The sequence below is a fragment of the Micromonospora ureilytica genome, assembly GCF_015751765.1.
GTDB classification, from domain to species: Bacteria; Actinomycetota; Actinomycetes; order Mycobacteriales; family Micromonosporaceae; genus Micromonospora; species Micromonospora ureilytica.
The window spans coordinates 1,578,742-1,595,691 of record NZ_JADOTX010000001.1 but is presented as its reverse complement, the minus strand read 5'-3'; the positions used below and the strand labels follow the sequence as shown (position 1 = coordinate 1,595,691).

Genomic DNA, 16,950 nt, shown 5'->3' with positions numbered 1-16,950 from the left:
GGGTGGCAGACCGTGCGGCACGGTCTGCCACCCCCCCACCGCGTGCTTCAACGCCTCGGCGTGGGCGGCTCGGGGAGGGTGCGGAACAGCAGCCAACCCAACGCGGGCATCACGATCAGCGGGGCCAGGGCCACCTGGAGGGTGGTCGCGTCGGCGACACCGCCGATGAACGGACTGACCAGGCCACCGACGCTGACGGTCAGGCCCAGGGTGATACCACTCGCGGTGCCCACACGGGTCGGAAGGTAGTCCTGGCCAAGGGTGATCTGGAGCGAGAACGGGATGTAGAGCCCGGCCGAGGTGAGCGCCACGAACAGATAGAACGCCGGCCCGGGGACGAACACGACCCCCGCGACGGCGGCAACGCTCAGCAGGTACGACCAGCGCACCACGGTGACCCGGTCCCAGCGGCCGGCCAGGTTGCCCCCCAGCACCGTACCCACCGCTCCACCGAGGTAGAGCACCACCAGCGCCGCCGTTCCCGCAAACGTTCCCCCGCCGGTGCGCTGCGGCGCGTAGAGCGCCAGGAACGTGCTCAGACCGGCGAAGGCGATGGAGCGGCAGACCACGGCCAGCGACAGCCGGCCGAACGAGGCCCTGTCGTCGGTCCCGACCCATCGCGGGGTATCGGAACCGGCCCCCGTCGTCGGGCGCAGCGCGCGAAGGACGGGCAGGCACAGCACGCTGCCTGCGAGGGCCGGCACCACGAGCAGTGGAGTGAGTCGCAGACCGCCGTTGGCGACGACGGCGGCGACCAGGATGGGCGCGACAGCGAAGCCGAGGTTGCCGCCGAGGGAGAACCAACCCATGCCGGCGTGGCTTCCGCCGCTGGCGATCCGCGCGACCCGGGCGGACTCGGGATGGTACGCCGCGACTCCGATCCCGGAGACGGCCACGAACGCCAGCGTCAACGGGTACGAACCGGTGAGCCCGCTGCACGCGATTCCCAGTCCGCCCAGGATCGTGCTCAGTGGCAACAGCCAGGGTGTTGCCCACCGGTCCGTCAGCGCACCGAACAGCGGTTGCGCCACCGAGGAGAGCAGTGAGGCGGCGAGCACCACGCCGGAGGCCGCCGCGTAGGTGTAGGCACGCTCGGCGATGAAGAACGGTACGAGCGCGGCCACAGCGCCCTGGTAGACGTCCACGCAACCATGCCCGACGGACAGCAAGATGATCGTTCTGTTTCTCCGCACGCCGCCATGCTCGCCGCTTCCCGACCTGTCGGGCTTCCGATAACCTGCCAACCAATGACGAGAATCCGCCACCGGCCGGTGGCGCCGACTCGCGCCCAGCAGTTGGCGTCCGGGTCCGTGATCGACGTGCACCGCCACGACGACCATCAGATCGTCTACGCCGCCCGAGGCGTGCTGGCCATCACCACCGACGCGGGTGCCTGGGTCGTCCCCGCCAGCCGCGCCATCTGGGTGCCGACCGGAACCGCGCACGAGCACCAGGCCCACGGCGCACTCGAACTGCACCTGATCGGCCTGCCCGCGACTGAGGACCCGCTGAATCTGACGGAGCCGACAGTGCTGGCCGTCGGGCCGCTGCTGCGCGAGCTGATCCTCGCCTACACCCGCGCCCCCCAGGATGACAGCCCCGCGCGTGCGCGGCTGCGGGCCGTCCTGCTCGACCAGTTGCGGACCTCGGCCACGCAGCCCGTGCACCTGCCCACGCCCACCGAGCCCCGATTGAAGGCACTCTGCGCGATCCTGTACGCCGACCCGGCCGACAACCGCACCCTGGCCGCGCTCGGCAGACAGGTGGGCGGAAGTGACCGTACGCTGTCGCGCCTGTTCCGTTCCGACCTCGGCATGACCTTCCCGCAGTGGCGTACCCAACTGCGGCTGCACCGTGCCCTGGTGATGCTGGCCGAGGGTGTACCGGTCACCGCCGTGGCGTATCAGTGTGGATGGTCCTCCGCCAGCGCGTTCATCGACGTCTTCCGGCGCGCCTTCGGGCACACCCCGGGCAGACACGAGCGCCGGTAACAGCACGGCGTCGTCGCCTTCTCCAGGCCGCGCGGGTCGGTTAGCGGACATCCACCGGGCCGGATCACGACAGCGTTCCCACCACCTGCGGCGCAGGCTGGCCGGGTTCGGTGACGACGACGGTCGGCACCCGGAGGAGGCTCGCGGCCCATGGGCGTACCCCGCGTAGGGACGGCGGGTCGAGCGGCGCTGGCCGGCGGTCTCGCCCTGCTGTTGATGGGAACGACGGTCGGGTGCAGACGGTCGCGTCCGTCACCGGCCCCGACCGCCGGCACGGCGACCGTCGGCCTGACCGTCAGCGCGGCGCAACCGTCGTACCGGGTGGGTGAGCAGGTCAGCCTGCGGCTGAAGCTGGTCAACAACCGCGACGCCGAGTGCCAACTCAGTCGGGTGCCGGACGGGGCGGTGACGGTCATGTCGTTGACCCGCGACGGCACGGCGGTGGCACCCACTGTCGGCGGCGCCGCCTACTACCGGGACTTCACCGCGTACCTCGTCGAGAACCTGGTGCGGGTGCCGCCGCGCGGGTCGGTGGAGCTGACGCTGGGCAGCGACCCGCAGAGCCCGGTCGGCGCGGCGCTGACCACCTCCGCGCCGGACGGGCGCGGCGGCGCCGCCGTCACCTGGTGGCCGGTCGACCAACCGGGGGCGTACCGGCTGGTGCTGGGCTACCTGCGAGCGCCGCTGCGCGGTGTGCCGGCGGATGCCTGCGCCGCGACGGCCGAGCAGGGAACTGTCGCGTTCGAGGTGAGGGGCGGATGAGCGGGATGCGGGCGATCCGGACGGGTCTGGTTCTTGCCGGAGCACTGGTGCTGCTCGCCCCACCGGCGGCGTCCGCCGTGGTCAGCGTCAACAGCGACCTGCAAGCGGAGTACGCGGGCTGCGTCGGACAGATCCGCGGCTCCGGCAACGGTGCCGTGCTCGACGAGCTGGAGCGCTCCGGCAAGAAGATCAAGGTACGCAGACCCATCCTCGGCTCGGAGAGCAGCACCACGACGTACGTCCCCGGCAGTGACGTGCAGATCAACTGGGTGCCGGAGAACGACGGGCGGGCGCTGCCGGAGGAGGGAGCGGGCTTTACCGAGGACCAGTGCGCCACCTTGATCCACGAGATGAACCACGCCCTCGATGAGGTGAACGACACCGACCGGGGCCAGTTCTGCACGCAGGGCGGTCAACAGGCGAGCACCGTGGACCCCGCCGAGGTGCACGCGGTGCTGGCGGAGAACGCGTACCGCAAGGCCGTGGGGGTGCCGCCGCGCACGACGTACAGCGGTATGAAGCTGCCGTCGAACGGCAAGGACTGCGACCTGCCCAAGCCCCGACCACCCGGTGGTGGTGGTTGTTCGATCTCGGTGATCGGCAAGGGTTACCGGTGCGCGAACAGCAACGGTGACCCGCACCTGCTGACCTACGACGGTCTGCGGTACGACTTCCAGGCCGCCGGGGAGTTCGTGCTGGCCCGCTCGACGAGAGACGACTTCGAGGTCCAGGTACGACAGACGATGTTCCCGGCCAGTTCGGTGGTGGCCGTCAACTCGGCCGTCGCGGTTCGGGTGGCCGGTGACCGGGTCGGCGTGTACGTCACACCCGACGGTCCGGCGGTCCGCGTGAACGGCGCTGCCCCGGTGTCCGCGCCCGACGGGGTGCGGCTGCCGCGCGGCGGCACCGTCACCTCCTGGGGAGATGGCACGGTGACAGTGGAGTGGCCGGACGGCGCCCGACTGACCGCTCAGCCGATCGGGGTGTGGGGGTTGAGCGTGAGCGTCAGCGCGCCCACCGGGCGGGCCGGGACGTTGGAGGGACTGCTCGGCGACCATGACGGTGACCCCGGCGACGACCTGACCGTGCGCGGCGGGAAGAGGCTGCCGCAGCCGCCCACGTTCGAGGCGCTGTACCCCGGCTTCGCCGACAGTTGGCGCGTCGAGGCGCCACGGTCGCTGTTCGACTACGAGCCGGGGCAGAACACCGCCACGTTCACCGACCGGCGCTTCCCGGACCGGCTGCTCACCGTCGGGGACCTGCCCAACCGGGCCACCGCCGAGCTTGTCTGCCGGCGGGCCGGCGTCACCGATCCGCGGATCCTCGCCGACTGTGTGCTCGACGTCGGCCTCACCGGGCAGGTGGCGTTCGCCGAGGACGCCGCCCGCGCGCAGCGCGACGTGCCCGCTGCCGGTGATGTCGACCTGGAGGTGACCCGGGCCGGTGCCACGGCCGCGACGAAGGTGCCGGGTCGGACCGGTCAGAAGATCTTCGTGGAGGTGCCCGCCGCCACCGTGCCGGATCGCTGCGGCGTGTTGCTGCTGCTCGACCCGCAGGGCCGTCAGCTGGCCACCGGCTGTGTCATCTCCGGCGTCGGCTTCATCGACACGACCACGTTGACCGCCACCGGGGACCATCAGGTGGTGCTCGACCCGTGGGATGCCGACCTCGGCCGGGCGACGGTGCGGGTCGTTACGGTGACCGACGAGGAGAAGGCGCTCACGCTGGACGGGCCCGCGGTCCGGGCGACGCTCGCCCAACCGGGCGCGGTCAGCCGCCTGGCGTTCGACGGGCGGGCCGGTCAGAAGGTCTTCCTCCAGGTCAGCGACGCCACTCTGCCGGACCGGTGCAACCTGCTGCGCCTGCGCGACCCGGCCGGTGAACAGGTGACCAGCGGCTGCGTGATCGGCGGCCAGGGGCATGTCGACGGGTTCGTCCTGCCGGCCACCGGCCGGTACGTGCTGGAGGTGGACGGGACCTCCACCGACACCGGCTCGGCGGACGTGCGACTGCGCGACGCGCACGACGAAGAGGCCGATACCGTTGCGGACGGCCGGACCGCCACCCTGACGGTCAGCCGACCGGGTGCGGTGAGCCGGCTGAGGTTCGCCGCCGACGCCGGTCGTCGCGTCACCGTCGAGGTGACCGCCGCCAGCCTGCCCGACCGGTGCGGGATCCTGCTCCTGAATGGCCCGGCCGGCGACACGGTGGGAAGTGGCTGCGTCATCGGCGGCACGGGGCGGTTCGAGACGGGTCCGCTGCCGAAGGGCGGCACGTACACCCTGGTGCTGGACCCGTGGGCGAACGACATCGGCTCGGCCACGATCAGCGTCCGCCAGGGGCGCTGACTGCGGCTGCTGTTGTGGGGGGCCGGCCCTTCCCGGACGAGCGCGATGCCTGTGAGTCATCTTGATGACTCACAGGCATCACACACTTCGAGGAGTGTGTCAGGGGTCAACCCGAGCCGCCCTGACCATCGACGCCCCCTGGCCGATCGGTCAGCCGGTGGCGCAGACGGTGCCGTTGAGCGTGAACGCCGTGGGCAGCACGTTCGGCCCGCTGTACGCACCGACGAAGCCGCCGCTCACGGTGCCCCCGGCGGCGATCTGCCGGTTGTCGGCGGTGGGCGTGACCCGCACCGTGGTGCCGACCTGCTCCCAGGTGGCGCTCCACCCGCTGCTCACCTGCTGCCAGCCGGTGGGCCACGTCCAGGTGAGCGTCCAGCCGTCGATCGGGCTGGTCCCATTGTTGATGATGTCGACGCCGCCGATGTAGCCGTTGCCCCAGTCGTTGTTGGCGGTGAAGCGGACGGTGCACGTGCTGACGGCGGGGCTGCCGGTGGCGAAGGTCAGCGGCGGTGAGGCCCAGGAGACGCGTCCGGCGGTGTCGCGGGCCAGCACGTTGACTGTGTACCTGCTGCCCGGCACGAGGTTGTCGACGGTGAACGAGGTGGTCGTCGTCTCGCCGAACTGCTCGCTGACCGCGCCGTTCTGCCGGTGCACCTCGTACTTGGCGATCGGGCTGCCGCCCGGCTTGGCCGCCGGCCAGGTGATTGTCGCGGCGCGGTCGGTGACGCCGCTCGCGGTCGGTTGGCCCGGTGCCGCCGGCCGTCCGGCGGTCGCGTCGGCCGAGCGCAGCACCAGCGTGGTCAACGAGTACGCCGGCAGCGTCCGGCTGGTCGCCGAGCCGGACTGGCTGGTGGCGATGCCGGTGGCGCCGTTGGTGAGGGTGGAGACCGTCGGCGCGACGGCCGACGGCGTGAACCCGGCGTAGTCGACGCTGACCGGGTGGTCGTTGTCCGGGTCCTTGTTCACCAGCAGCACCGCGAGGTCACCGTTGCTCCGGCGGACGGCGTGCGCGGTGACCAGGGGCTCGTCGGTGCCGGCGCGAACGAACTGGTCGCCGGCCTGCGCGAAGAGCTTCATCATGCTGAGCCCGTGGTACGGCGCGAACGGTGTGTTCAGCGGCGGCTGGCAGACCGAGCCGTCCTCGGTGCAGGCGCCGCTGGACAGCATCCCGAAGTCGCCGTAGTCGGTCTGGCCGGCCACCTGCGTCACGGTGCCCATGCCGTTGTGCACGTTCCACCAGTGCGCGGTGAAGACGCCGTTCTCCAGCAGTCCGCTGTAGACGTCGGCCAGGAAGAGCGCGGCCGGCTGGGTGTTCCGGCCGGCGTCGACGTTCAGCTCGGTGAAGCTGATGCCGATGCGGTCGGCGTTCGCGCCGGCGTACCTGGCGAGTTGCTGCCGCAGCAGGTAGGTGGCGTCGGGCAGATGGTTGACGCGGGCCAGCGACTCGGCGGCGGTGCCGCCCGGGTACCAGTGCACGTCCACGAAGTCGATCTTCGGGCCGGCGATGGAGAGCACTGTCTGGTTCCATGGACCCGGGTCGCTGCCGGCGGTGATTCCGTCCGGCCAGTTACCCGGCATCGTCAGCACCGCCCCGACCTTGATGCTCGGATCGACCGCCTTCATCGCGTCGGCGTACTCGACGACAAGCCTCGCGTACTGTGTCGCGCTCTTGTCCGGGTGGTCGTCCGCCTCCCACGCGGACCCGTAGTGGCCGTTGCCGTAGTTCTCGTTGCCGACGGTCCAGTAGCGCGCGTCGTAGCCCTTTGTCACGTTGGCGTACCGCACCCAGTCGGCGGCTTCGGCGGGCGTGCCGGTGCCGTAGTTCGCGATGATCATCGGCTGCGCGCCGGCGCGCCGCACCGCCGCCATGAAGGTGTCGAAGTCGGTTCCCGGCGCGACGTAGCCGCCGGGCGCGGTGTGGTCCTTCCAGTGGTAGATGTCGGCGTACGAGCCGCCGGGGTAGCGCATCATCTGCACGCCGGCATCGCGCAGCAGGTCGGACGTCTCGGCGGTGCCGAGGTTCGAGTCCCAGATGGCGTGGTTGACGCCGAGAGCGGTGTCCGGCACTGTCGCCAGACCCGCGCGGGTGTTGACGGTCACGGTGACCGGGTCGGCAGCCGCGCTGGCGGTCGGTGGGTTGACGCCGGCGAGCGCGCTCGTGGCGAGCAGCAGGCCCGCCAGAAGTGCCGCGCGGGTCTTCGGTTTACGCATGGGCGGGGTTTCCTTCGCGCAGATGAGCCGCCCGCCCGGTCAGGGTGCGACGCGGTGACGGGCGAACTCGTGGACGACTGGCTCGTTGGTCCATCGCTTGTGTCACCGTCCGCCGGAGATCACATCTGGATCCCGGCTGCCCAGTGGACGGACGTCAGCCCCGCGCGCGGCTCTTCATCGACGTACCACAATGGCACTGCCGGTTCGACAATCTCAAGGTGTGTGGCGCGGGATCGACAGACGTCATACGTTACGGCTTGACGAACGGCATGTTATCGCTCACAGTCGATGCGAGGCGATCCGGGTGTCACGCGCCTCGGGACCGACCGGGCGCCGTCGTCGACCGCCTCCGCAGGGCCGCCGTGCTGCCGCCGGGTCCCCGACTCACGACAAGAGGAACCGCCGATGAGATCAAGGATCGCACTGCTGGCCGCCGCGCTGGCGACGGCCCTGGCGACGGCCCTGGCGACGATGACGGCAGTGGTCACGGTCGCCACCCCGGCGTCGGCCGCGTCGCTCACCCAGGTGACCAACTTCGGCACGAACCCGACGAACCTCCAGATGCACCTGTACGTGCCGGACCGGGTCGCGGCCCAGCCGGCCCTGCTCCTCGCCCTGCACTACTGCACCGGCAGTGGTCCGGCGGTGCACAGCGGCTTCGGGCTCAGCACCCTCGCCGACCGTTACGGCTTCATCGTGATCTACCCGTCGGTGACCCGGAGCAGCAAGTGTTGGGACGTGTCGTCACCGCAGGCCCTTCGGCGTGACGGCGGCAGTGATCCGATCGGCCTCAAGTCCATGGTCGACTACGTGCGGAGCCGCTACCCGGTCGATGCCAACCGGATCGGCGTGGGCGGGTTCTCCTCCGGCGCCATGATGACCAACGTGATGGTCGGCCTCTACCCGGACCTGTTCCACGCCGGGTTCAGCTCCTCCGGGGTTCCGTTCGGGTGCTTCGCCACCAGCAACGGCGCGGAGTGGAACAGCGAGTGCTCCGGCGGACGAATCGTCAGGACCGGGCAGCAGTGGGGTGACCTGGTCCGCAACGCCTACCCCGGCTACTCCGGCAAGCGTCCCCGGTTCCAGATCTGGCACGGCACCACGGACACCACGTTGAGCTACGTCAACTTCGGCGAGCAGATCAAGCAGTGGACCAACGTGCAGGGCGTCTCGCAGACCCCCAGCTTCACCGACTCCCCGCAGACCAGCGCCACCCGCACCCGGTACGGGGGCACCGGCGGCACGGCGCCCGTCGAAGCGATCAGCTTCCAGGGCTACGGCCACTCCATCCCGTTCGACGCCGCCCAGGCCGTCCGGTTCCTCGGCTTCGACATCACGAGCCCCACCACCCCGCCACCCGGCGGCTCGGCGGCGCCGCTGCGCAACACCGGCGCGAACCGCTGCCTGGACGTCCCGTCCCGGTCGCAGACCAACGGCACGCAGCTGACGTTGTGGGACTGCAACGGCGGCACCAACCAGCAGTGGACGTCGACCGCCACGAAACAACTCCAGGTGTACGGCACGAAGTGCCTGGACGCCGAGGGTGCCGGGGCTTCGCCGGGCACCCGGGTGATCATCTGGGACTGCAACGGCGGCACCAATCAGCAGTGGAACGTCAACAGCGATGGCACGGTCACCGGCGTGCAGTCCGGCCTGTGCCTCACGCCCAACGCCGCCGGAACCGCCAACGGCACCCCCGCGGTCCTGGCGAGCTGCAACGGCACGAACAGCCAGCGGTGGACCCGAAGCTGACCCGCTGACCCACGGCGGTGATGTCGCCGCCGAGGATGACAGGCGCCCCGGCTTGGACCGGGTCGCGTCCCGCTGCTCGGGCCCGGACTCCGAACAGCGGGACGCGACCCGGCGGCCAGGGCTGGACCGGCGGTCTTCAGCAGGGCGGCCCAGTCGGTGCGGTCCCCCGCTCAGCGGCGTGCGCCGGGCAGGTGAGCGGACCGGTTGTCGTCGCACGACTGTCCCGGCTGCTGCGGTGCCCTGGAATCCCGGTGGCCGTTCATGCCTCGGCGGCGCGGCGCGCAGGTCGCCCGGTGGTGGTCTCGGGCCGTCTCGCGCCGGCCACGTGCCACCCGCCCCACGCCACGATCGTCGTCCATCACGCCTCCGGTCAGTGGTGACAGCTCCGTCACCACGGCCCGAGGTCGTTCGAGTATCGACGACTGTCCGTCACGTTAGCGTTAACAGTAAGCGATTGTCCATAGACAATCGTCTTCGCCGCCGCTCCGGAGCGGTTTCCGCTCACCGGCACTGATTCGACGAAGATCTCCGCGACGACAGCTCGGCCACCTACGGACCGGGGAGGCAGCTATCGAACGAAACGGTCGGTGACATCCAGGCCGTCCAGCAGGACGTCCGTCAATCGGATCCGCACGCGGGAGCGAACCACCTCGGTGCCCCTGCCAAAGCTGTTCGGCATCCGCCGGGTTCGCCACGCCCGCAGCGGCTGCCCAGCCTCCCGCTTGCGGCGCTTGAGAATCGCCTCCGCGGCGATGACATCGGCGTGTCGACCCTCGACGACTTCCAACAGTTCGGCACCCGTCCGGAGATGCTCCCGCACCCTCAGCGTCCCGCCTACACCGAACTTCACCAGCCCGCGATGCTTGACCAGGTAGAGCAGGTAGGGCGTGTCCCGCAACGCGGTGAATGACCGGTCACCGGCCTCCGGCGGACACGCAACGCAACCCTTACCCGGGCCTGTCAGCCGCTGCCAGGACCCGCAGCGGACGTGCACGCCCCAGGTCCCGTGGGACGAGGATTGCCGTCGTTGCCCATACCAGGGGAGTCCGTGGACGTCACCGGCCAGATCAGTCCAGCCGTCGCCGCGGCGACGGTCGAGATCATGCCCGAGCGCTACTGCGGAGCGGAACTCGGCGGCGGCGCGCGGTGAGACCGCGTCGTCGGTGGCCACATCGGCGAACTGGCGTACCTGGTGAGCCAGTACCGGCTCCACTGGCAGCCGGGAGAGCATCTCCCGGCTGGTGTCCAGCGCGGTTCCCGAGGAGCGCTCGTCGAGGCAGATGTGGCAGCGGGTCCGCCATCCCCTCCGGCAGATCCGGTGGTTGCCACAGCTCCGGCACCGGTGAATGTCGACGCCACTGGCCGCCGGAAGGACGCCGAGAGGCTCCATCTGGTCCGCGACCAGTGCCGCGCACGGAGGACAGTGCGCGAACCAGGCGATGTCCGGGCCGCGGTGAAGCGTATTGGCCCTGCCGTGGACGGCGTCACCACAGTTCACACAGGCGGACCCGACGGGCGTGCGTGACCTCATGAGACGCGCTTCTCGGCCAGCTTGCGGATGTCTTCCCAGCGCCGGCCAAGCTGACGTCCGGTCCCTGAACTTGTCCGCTGGCGTAGCGGCACTCGGTGCTGCTTTACACCGTCCAGCGTCTCCTGCGGCGTCGTCGTCTCGTGTGCCGCAACCATCTGCGCTCCCGTCGGGCCCTGGACGTAACCCGGTTACCGAAGCAGATGCACGGCGCTGAGCCGCAGATTAGTCAGCAAGGCGACTACTGAGTGGCGCAGAGCTCGACGGGTCAATCACCGGAACAAGCCGGGCGGCGCCAGTCTCGGTGCTAGACCGTTGATGCGTCTGGCGGCATCGGGTCGACAAGTACGCCGATGACAGTCGTGGGAGCGGGCGGAATAGCCTTTGCGGCATGCGGGGACGATTCGGTGCGGCCAGGCGCTGGTACGGGGAGCATCGGCGGTTCGTCCGCTGGACGGTCCTCGCGCTCACGGTGGGGGCTGTGGCGCTGACCGGAGGCACGGTGGCCAGCGTGACGTGGATCCGCGACACCGCGCAGGGCCACCTCTACGGCGAGGCCGAGGTGCCGGACGCGCCTGTCGCGCTGGTCCTGGGCACCAAGGTGGACGCCGACGGCACGCCCTCACCCGTCCTCGCGGCCCGGTTGGAGATCGCGCGGCGGCTGTTCGACGCCGGCAAGGTGCGGGCAATCCTCGTGTCGGGCGACAACATGAACGCCGATTACAACGAGCCCGCCGCGATGCGGAACTGGCTCGTGGAGCGGGGCGTACCAGCGCACAAGGTGGTACCGGACTACGCCGGCTTCGACACCTACGACTCGTGTGCGCGCGCCGAGCGCATCTTCGGGGTGCGACAAGCCACTGTGGTGACCCAGTCCTTCCACCTTCCGCGCGCCGTGGCGCTGTGCCGGCGCCTCGGCATCGACGCCAACGGCGTGGGCGACGACAGCGCGAAGCGGTACGCCCAGACGTGGTGGTTCAGTTCGTCGCGGGAGCACGGCGCCTGCCTGAAGGCCGCGCTGGAACTGCTCTCCGGTCGAGACCCGGCGCACCTCGGCCGCCGGGAGACGGGCGTCGACGACGCGTTGCGTGTCGACTGAGGAGGGTCACGACCGTGGCGGCGCGGCGCTGTCGCGGACGATCAGCTCGGTGGCGAGTTCGACCCGAGGGCTCTCGGTCCTCTCACCGCTGGCGAGGCGCAGCACGGTACGCGCGGCCAGCATGCCCATCTCGGCCAGGGGTTGACGGACGGTGGTCAGCGGCGGGGAGCACCACCGCACCTCCGGCAGGTCGTCGAAGCCGACCACGCTGACGTCGTCGGGCACCCGCAGACCCCGCTTACGGACCGCCTCGTAGACGCCGAGGGCCATCTGATCGCTGGAGGCGAAGATGGCGGTGGGCGGGTCGGGCAGGGCCAGTAGCTGCGTGCCGGCGGTGAAGCCGGACTCGTGGTAGAAGTTGCCGGGGCGGATCAGTGCGTCGTCGATGGGTATGCCGGCGGCGCCGAGGGCGGCCCGGTAGCCGTCCATCCGAGCCCGGCTGCACATCAGGTGCGGCGGGCCGGCGATGAAGCCGATACGGCGGTGGCCGAGGCTGATCAGGTACTGGTTGGCGCTGAGGCTGCCCGCCCAGTTGGTGGCGCCGATGGTGGGTGACTCCTGCGGGTCGACCCCGGCCGGGTCGATGATGACGACTGGCAGGTGGAGCCGGCGAAGCTCGGCCTGCAACGGTGGGTTCACCATCGAGGTCACGAAGATGATCCCCTCGGTGGAGCGCGTACGCATGTTGTCGAGCCACTGCTTGGCCGAGGAGATGCGCCAGTGGATGGCCGAGACGACGGTGCCGACGCCGCTGGTCTGGCCGACGTCCTCCACCCCACGGATGATCTCCACGGCCCAGGGGCTGTCCAGGTCGTTGAAGACCAGGTCGATGAGGGCCGCGTCGGTGCGCCGGGTCGGTGACCGGCGGCGGTAGCCGTGCCGGTTGAGTAGCGCCTCGACGCGTTCCCGGGTGTCGGGGGCGACGTCGGAGCGGCCGTTGATGACGCGGGAGACGGTGGGCACGGAGACTCCGGCCAACCGCGCGATCATGGCGATGGTGACGTTTCGGCCGTTCTCCGTGCCCACGGTCCCCCCTGCGGAGCTATGGATCTCCGAAACTTTCAATGCTTCGCCGGTAATACCGATCGATGGCCGGCACGCTACGAGCTGTCGCCTCAGCGGTCAAGACCTCTGTCCTATTGCGAAAAGACCGGATAGCGTAGGCAGGACTCCAGTGATCCGGGAGCACGATTTTCCGGAAGTTCCAGACAGTCCGTCCAGAGGAGCCCTCGTGTCGACCGACATCGCTAACGTGGCGACCGCTACCCGGTCGATCCGCAATCCCGTCCTCGCCGGCTTCCACCCGGATCCGTCGATCCTGCGCGTCGGCGACGACTACTACCTGGCCACCTCGACCTTCGAGTGGTATCCGGGCGTGCTCGTCCACCACTCACGTGATCTCGTGAACTGGCGCAGCCTGGGTGGGATCATTACCGACCGGCGGTTGCTCGATCTGCGCGGATGCGGTGACTCCAACGGGGTGTGGGCGCCCGACCTGACGTACCACGACGGTCAGTTCCACCTCGTCTACAGCGACGTGGCCAGCTTCGCCAGCGGCTACTGGGATCCGCAGAACTTCCTGGTCACCGCCGAGGACATCACCGGCCCCTGGTCCGATCCGGTGAAACTGCACGGGCGCGGGTTCGACGCGTCGCTGTTCCACGACGACGACGGCACCACCTGGCTGCTGGGCATGAGCGCGGACTGGCGACCCGGCCGCGACCGCTTCGGCGGCATCGAGATCCAGCAGTACGACCGGGCCGCACGGCGTCTGGTCGGCAGCCCCCGCATCCTGTTCACCGGCTCCCCGGCCGGGGTCACCGAGGGTCCGCACCTGTATCGCCACGACGGCTGGTACTGGCTGATCACCGCCGAGGGCGGCACCAGCTGGGAGCACCAGGTCACCGTGGCGCGGTCCCGGGAGCTGTTCGGGCCGTACGAGGTGGAGCCGGACGGACCGCTGCTCACCTCCTTCGGGCGGCCCGACCTGCGATTGCAGAAGGCGGGTCACGGCAGCCTGGTCCGCACCCAGAACGGCGAGTGGTACCTGGCCCACCTGGTTGGCCGCCCGTACTCTCCGCTGGGCAACTGCGTGCTGGGCCGGGAGACCGCGATCCAGCGGGTCGAGTGGCCGTCGGACGGCTGGCCGCGCATCGCCGGAGGGGTGCCCGCGGACGAGGTCGTCGCACCCGACCTGCCCGCGCACCCGTGGCCGGCGGAGCCCGAGACGGACCACTTCGACGCACCCGAGCTGGGCCGGTGCTGGTCGACGCTACGTCGGCCGGCCACCGCGGACTGGGTCGACCTGCACACCCGCCCGTCGTACCTGCGGGTCCACGGTGGGCAGTCGCCGGTCGGTCGACAGGCGCCCAGCCTGGTCGGGCGACGCGTCGGCGCGATGGATTGCTCGCTGGAAACCGTTGTGGAGTTCGAACCGGCCGACCACCGTCAGCTCGCCGGGCTCACCGCGTACTACAACACCCTCAACTGGCACCACCTCTACCTGACCCGGGCCGACGACGGGCGGACGGTGCTGGAGCTGCTCAGCTCCGACAACGGGCGGCGCACCGCGTACCCCGATCTGACCGTCGATGTCGGCGGCGTCACCCGGGTCGGCCTGCGGGCCGTCTTCGACGGGCCGGCGGTGTGCTTCGACTACGACCTCGGCGGCGGTTGGCAGCGACTGCCGGTCGAGCTGGACGCGACCATCCTGTCCGACGAACACGCCGCGCTGATCATCGACGGTGAGCCGGCGGCGTGGGGCTTCACCGGGGCCTTCCTCGGCCTGTGGGTGCAGGACCTGGGCGGCGACGGCGTGTACGCCGACTTCGACCTGGCCACCTACCGGGAGCGGTGACCACGCGGACGGCACGTCGGTGGGTGCCGTCCGCGTTCCCACTCGCCCTACTTGACCTGGGCGGCGACGGTGCGCAGCTGGCCGAGAGTGGTGCGGAAACCGTGACCGGACGCGGCCGGGTCCTCGGCGTTCAGGCCGCTGACGGCCATGGTCCGCGAGCGGGTCGTGGCGACGGCCTCCGCGCCGGAACCGCTCAGGTCGAACACGCCGAAGTCGCCGCTGAGGGTCCGGAACGTCGGGGCCGCCGCGTCCCGGGCGAGGTAGAGCACCACGACCTGGCCCGCCTCGAGCTTCGACATGTGCGCCATGTCCGGCACACCGGCGGGCAAGGCGGTGAGCGTGATCCGCGCCCCGGCCCGCACTGTTGATCCGGTCGCCGCACGCAGCACCTCGTCGACCCGGAACCCGACCGCCTCGACCTCACCGCGTACGACCAGGTCCGCGGTTTCGCTGAGCTGTCGCACGGTGGCGTACCCGCGCAGCTTGCCCTTGACCGGCGGGGGCGCGACGTCGGTCGGCGTGGCCGTGCTGCTCGGGGCTGCGCTGCTCGGGGCGGTGCTGCTCGGGGCTGCGCTGCTCGGGGCTGCGCTGCTCGGGGCGGTGCTGCTCGGGGCGGGCGCGGCCGCCGGGTCTGCGCCGCCGCTGCCGCAGGCGGACAACGCCGCAGCGGCGAGCACGGCGGTGGCCGTGGCCCACAGAGGCCGGGTACGGCGACTGTCGACTGCCATGGAACGCTCCTCGCGTCTCGGTGCCGTCCCGGGTCGACTCGCTCGGAACGCGGCACTGCTTACGCCTTCTATCTGTGCGTCCCGGGCACCGAGTTCCATTCTTTTTTCGCCCGCTGCTTTCCGGGCTCAGCCTTTCCGGGCTCAGCCTTCTCGGGCTCAGCCTTTCCGGACTCAGCCTTTTCGGGCTCAGCCCTTTTCGAGGCTCAGCGCCGCTCGCGGGCGAGCTGCCGAAGCTCGGCCAGCGTGGTGACGAACGGGCGTCCCGCGCCGGTGGCATCCTCGGTGCGCAGACCGGTCACCGACATCGCCGGTGACCGGCTGGTGGCCGTCTCCCCCGCGAGGTCGAAGATCCCGAACTCGCCGCCGAGCGGGCGGTAGACGCGCGCCACCGGGTCCGCGAGGCCCAGGTAGAGGACGGTCTGGCGGCCGGCCGTCCCGGCTACCTCCGCCGCCACCGTGATCTCGCTGGGCACCGGGGCGTCCGGGGCGCGGTAGAGCACCTCCGCCACCCGGTAGACCGCCCACCCGTCGACCACGGACGTCACCTCGCCGCGAACCACCAGGTCGGCCGAGTCGGTGAGTTGACGCACCGTGCCGTACCCACGGTTCTTGGCGGCCGTGCCCGGCGGTGCCGGCCGAGCGGCCGGGCGGCTCACCTCGGGCGACGGGAGCGCCGCCGGGGGCGCGTCGCCGGACCGGGCCGCGAGTCCACCGCCGATCCCCGCCGCGACCAGTACCAACGCGGCCGCCGCGAGCGCGGGCCGCCGCGGCACGAAAGCCCTTCCTCGGGTACGCGGCTCCTGCGCGATCGCCGTCAGCAGGCGGCTGCGGTGCAGCTCGTGCCGGCCCGCCGGCAGGTCGTGATCACCGGGGTGGGGGGCGATCTGCGCCCACTCGGCCGGATCGGGTGCGCTCACTGGCTGCCCTCCCGCACGAGCGAGGCGTCCACGACCGGCGGCCGTGCGGCGCGCGGCGGGGCGTCGACGAGGGTACGGAGCCGGGCGCGCGCCCGTGACAGCCGGGACCGCACGGTGCCGACCGGAACACCCAGCGCCTCTGCCGCGGACTCGTAGTCGAGGCCCTCCCACAGGCACAGGGTCAGCACCTCGCGCTCGGCGCGCCGCAGCCGGGCCAGGGCGTCGATCGCGGCGGCGATGCGTCGACTGTCATCGAGTCGGCCGGCGACCTCGTCGGCGTGGTCGGGCACTGTGAAGTCGGAGGCGAGCAGCGCGGCGGCCACCCTGCGGTAGCGGCGGTTGCTGCGGATGTGGTTGCGCGCCTCGTTGGTGGCGATGCCGAGCAGCCAGGGTCGCAGCGACCCGCCCTCCTCGGTGACACGCTCCCGGGAACGCCAGGCTTGCAGGTACGTGGCGGCCATGACGTCCTCGGCCGTGGCCCAGTCGGCGGTGAGCCGGAACGCGTGGTTGTACACCGAGCGCGCGTACTCGTCGAACAGCTCGGCGAACGCACCGGGGTCACCGGCTCGCACCCGGGCGCGCAGACTCGACTCCATGACCATCTTCTGTCCGTCGGACGGTGCTGGTTCCGATGGACCGGCCCGTTGATCAGTTACGGCCCGACGATAGCCACCGGCACCTACGCCCCGCCAACGACGGGATGAACAGGCGCCGTCACGCCTCGCGGTCGTCGATTGACGGGGAATCGACGTACTGG

General features: G+C 70.9%; 13 protein-coding genes. 6 read left to right on the top strand and 7 right to left on the bottom strand.

Translation table 11 applies throughout. The features are described 5' to 3' along the window. Positions 1-47: 47 nt before the first annotated feature. Positions 48-1,193, bottom strand: coding sequence for an MFS transporter (locus IW248_RS06970; protein WP_196926204.1), 1,146 nt, complete (start codon positions 1,191-1,193; stop codon positions 48-50). Positions 1,194-1,247: 54 nt separating this feature from the next. Between IW248_RS06970 and IW248_RS06965 the strand changes: the two genes are divergently transcribed. The 3 genes from IW248_RS06965 to IW248_RS06955 all read left to right on the top strand — a co-directional run bounded on the left by IW248_RS06965 (position 1,248) and on the right by IW248_RS06955 (position 5,101). Beyond that, a complete protein-coding gene (locus IW248_RS06965) occupies positions 1,248-1,991 on the top strand; it encodes an AraC family transcriptional regulator (RefSeq protein ID WP_196926203.1) in 744 nt (247 codons plus the stop codon). A 150-nt stretch (positions 1,992-2,141) separates the two neighbouring features. Beyond that, complete coding sequence (locus IW248_RS06960) at positions 2,142-2,753, top strand: hypothetical protein (RefSeq protein ID WP_196926202.1); 612 nt, start codon at positions 2,142-2,144, stop codon at positions 2,751-2,753. Next, entirely contained in the window at positions 2,750-5,101 is a 2,352-nt protein-coding gene (locus IW248_RS06955) for a VWD domain-containing protein (RefSeq protein ID WP_196926201.1), read from the top strand. The genes IW248_RS06960 and IW248_RS06955 overlap by 4 nt, the downstream gene beginning before the upstream one ends. A gap of 150 nt (positions 5,102-5,251) precedes the next feature. On the opposite strand, the gene IW248_RS06950 is transcribed toward IW248_RS06955, so the two are convergent. Beyond that, positions 5,252-7,312 carry a cellulose binding domain-containing protein gene (locus tag IW248_RS06950; protein ID WP_196926200.1) on the bottom strand — a complete coding sequence of 687 codons (2,061 nt, stop codon included), beginning with the start codon at positions 7,310-7,312 and terminating at the stop codon, positions 5,252-5,254. 405 nt (positions 7,313-7,717) lie between these two features. On the opposite strand from IW248_RS06950, the gene IW248_RS06945 reads away from it, so the two are divergent. Next, positions 7,718-9,064, top strand: a complete 1,347-nt coding sequence (locus IW248_RS06945) for an extracellular catalytic domain type 1 short-chain-length polyhydroxyalkanoate depolymerase (RefSeq protein ID WP_196926199.1) — start codon at positions 7,718-7,720, stop codon at positions 9,062-9,064. Positions 9,065-9,632: 568 nt separating this feature from the next. Here the strand turns inward: IW248_RS06945 and IW248_RS06940 are convergent. After that, a complete protein-coding gene (locus IW248_RS06940) occupies positions 9,633-10,454 on the bottom strand; it encodes a hypothetical protein (RefSeq protein WP_196926198.1) in 822 nt (273 codons plus the stop codon). A gap of 529 nt (positions 10,455-10,983) precedes the next feature. Between IW248_RS06940 and IW248_RS06935 the strand changes: the two genes are divergently transcribed. After that, the gene (locus IW248_RS06935) at positions 10,984-11,691 is read left to right on the top strand and encodes a SanA/YdcF family protein (protein ID WP_196926197.1); all 708 of its coding nucleotides are present in this window, start codon (positions 10,984-10,986) and stop codon (positions 11,689-11,691) included. A gap of 6 nt (positions 11,692-11,697) precedes the next feature. Here IW248_RS06935 and IW248_RS06930 read toward each other — a convergent pair whose 3' ends face one another. Next, positions 11,698-12,681, bottom strand: coding sequence for a LacI family DNA-binding transcriptional regulator (locus tag IW248_RS06930; RefSeq protein WP_231396836.1), 984 nt, complete (start codon positions 12,679-12,681; stop codon positions 11,698-11,700). 241 nt (positions 12,682-12,922) lie between these two features. On the opposite strand from IW248_RS06930, the gene IW248_RS06925 reads away from it, so the two are divergent. Next, positions 12,923-14,548 carry a glycoside hydrolase family 43 protein gene (locus tag IW248_RS06925; protein ID WP_196926195.1) on the top strand — a complete coding sequence of 542 codons (1,626 nt, stop codon included), beginning with the start codon at positions 12,923-12,925 and terminating at the stop codon, positions 14,546-14,548. A 47-nt stretch (positions 14,549-14,595) separates the two neighbouring features. On the opposite strand, the gene IW248_RS06920 is transcribed toward IW248_RS06925, so the two are convergent. The 3 genes from IW248_RS06920 to IW248_RS06910 form a co-directional block, all read right to left on the bottom strand. Beyond that, positions 14,596-15,276: a hypothetical protein gene (locus tag IW248_RS06920; protein WP_196926194.1), complete on the bottom strand. Its 681-nt coding sequence runs from the start codon at positions 15,274-15,276 to the stop codon at positions 14,596-14,598. A 203-nt stretch (positions 15,277-15,479) separates the two neighbouring features. Then, positions 15,480-16,193 carry a hypothetical protein gene (locus tag IW248_RS06915; protein ID WP_196926193.1) on the bottom strand — a complete coding sequence of 238 codons (714 nt, stop codon included), beginning with the start codon at positions 16,191-16,193 and terminating at the stop codon, positions 15,480-15,482. Next, the gene (locus tag IW248_RS06910) at positions 16,190-16,789 is read right to left on the bottom strand and encodes an RNA polymerase sigma factor (RefSeq protein ID WP_196926192.1); all 600 of its coding nucleotides are present in this window, start codon (positions 16,787-16,789) and stop codon (positions 16,190-16,192) included. Before IW248_RS06910 ends, IW248_RS06915 begins: the two co-directional genes overlap by 4 nt. Positions 16,790-16,950 lie beyond the last annotated feature (161 nt).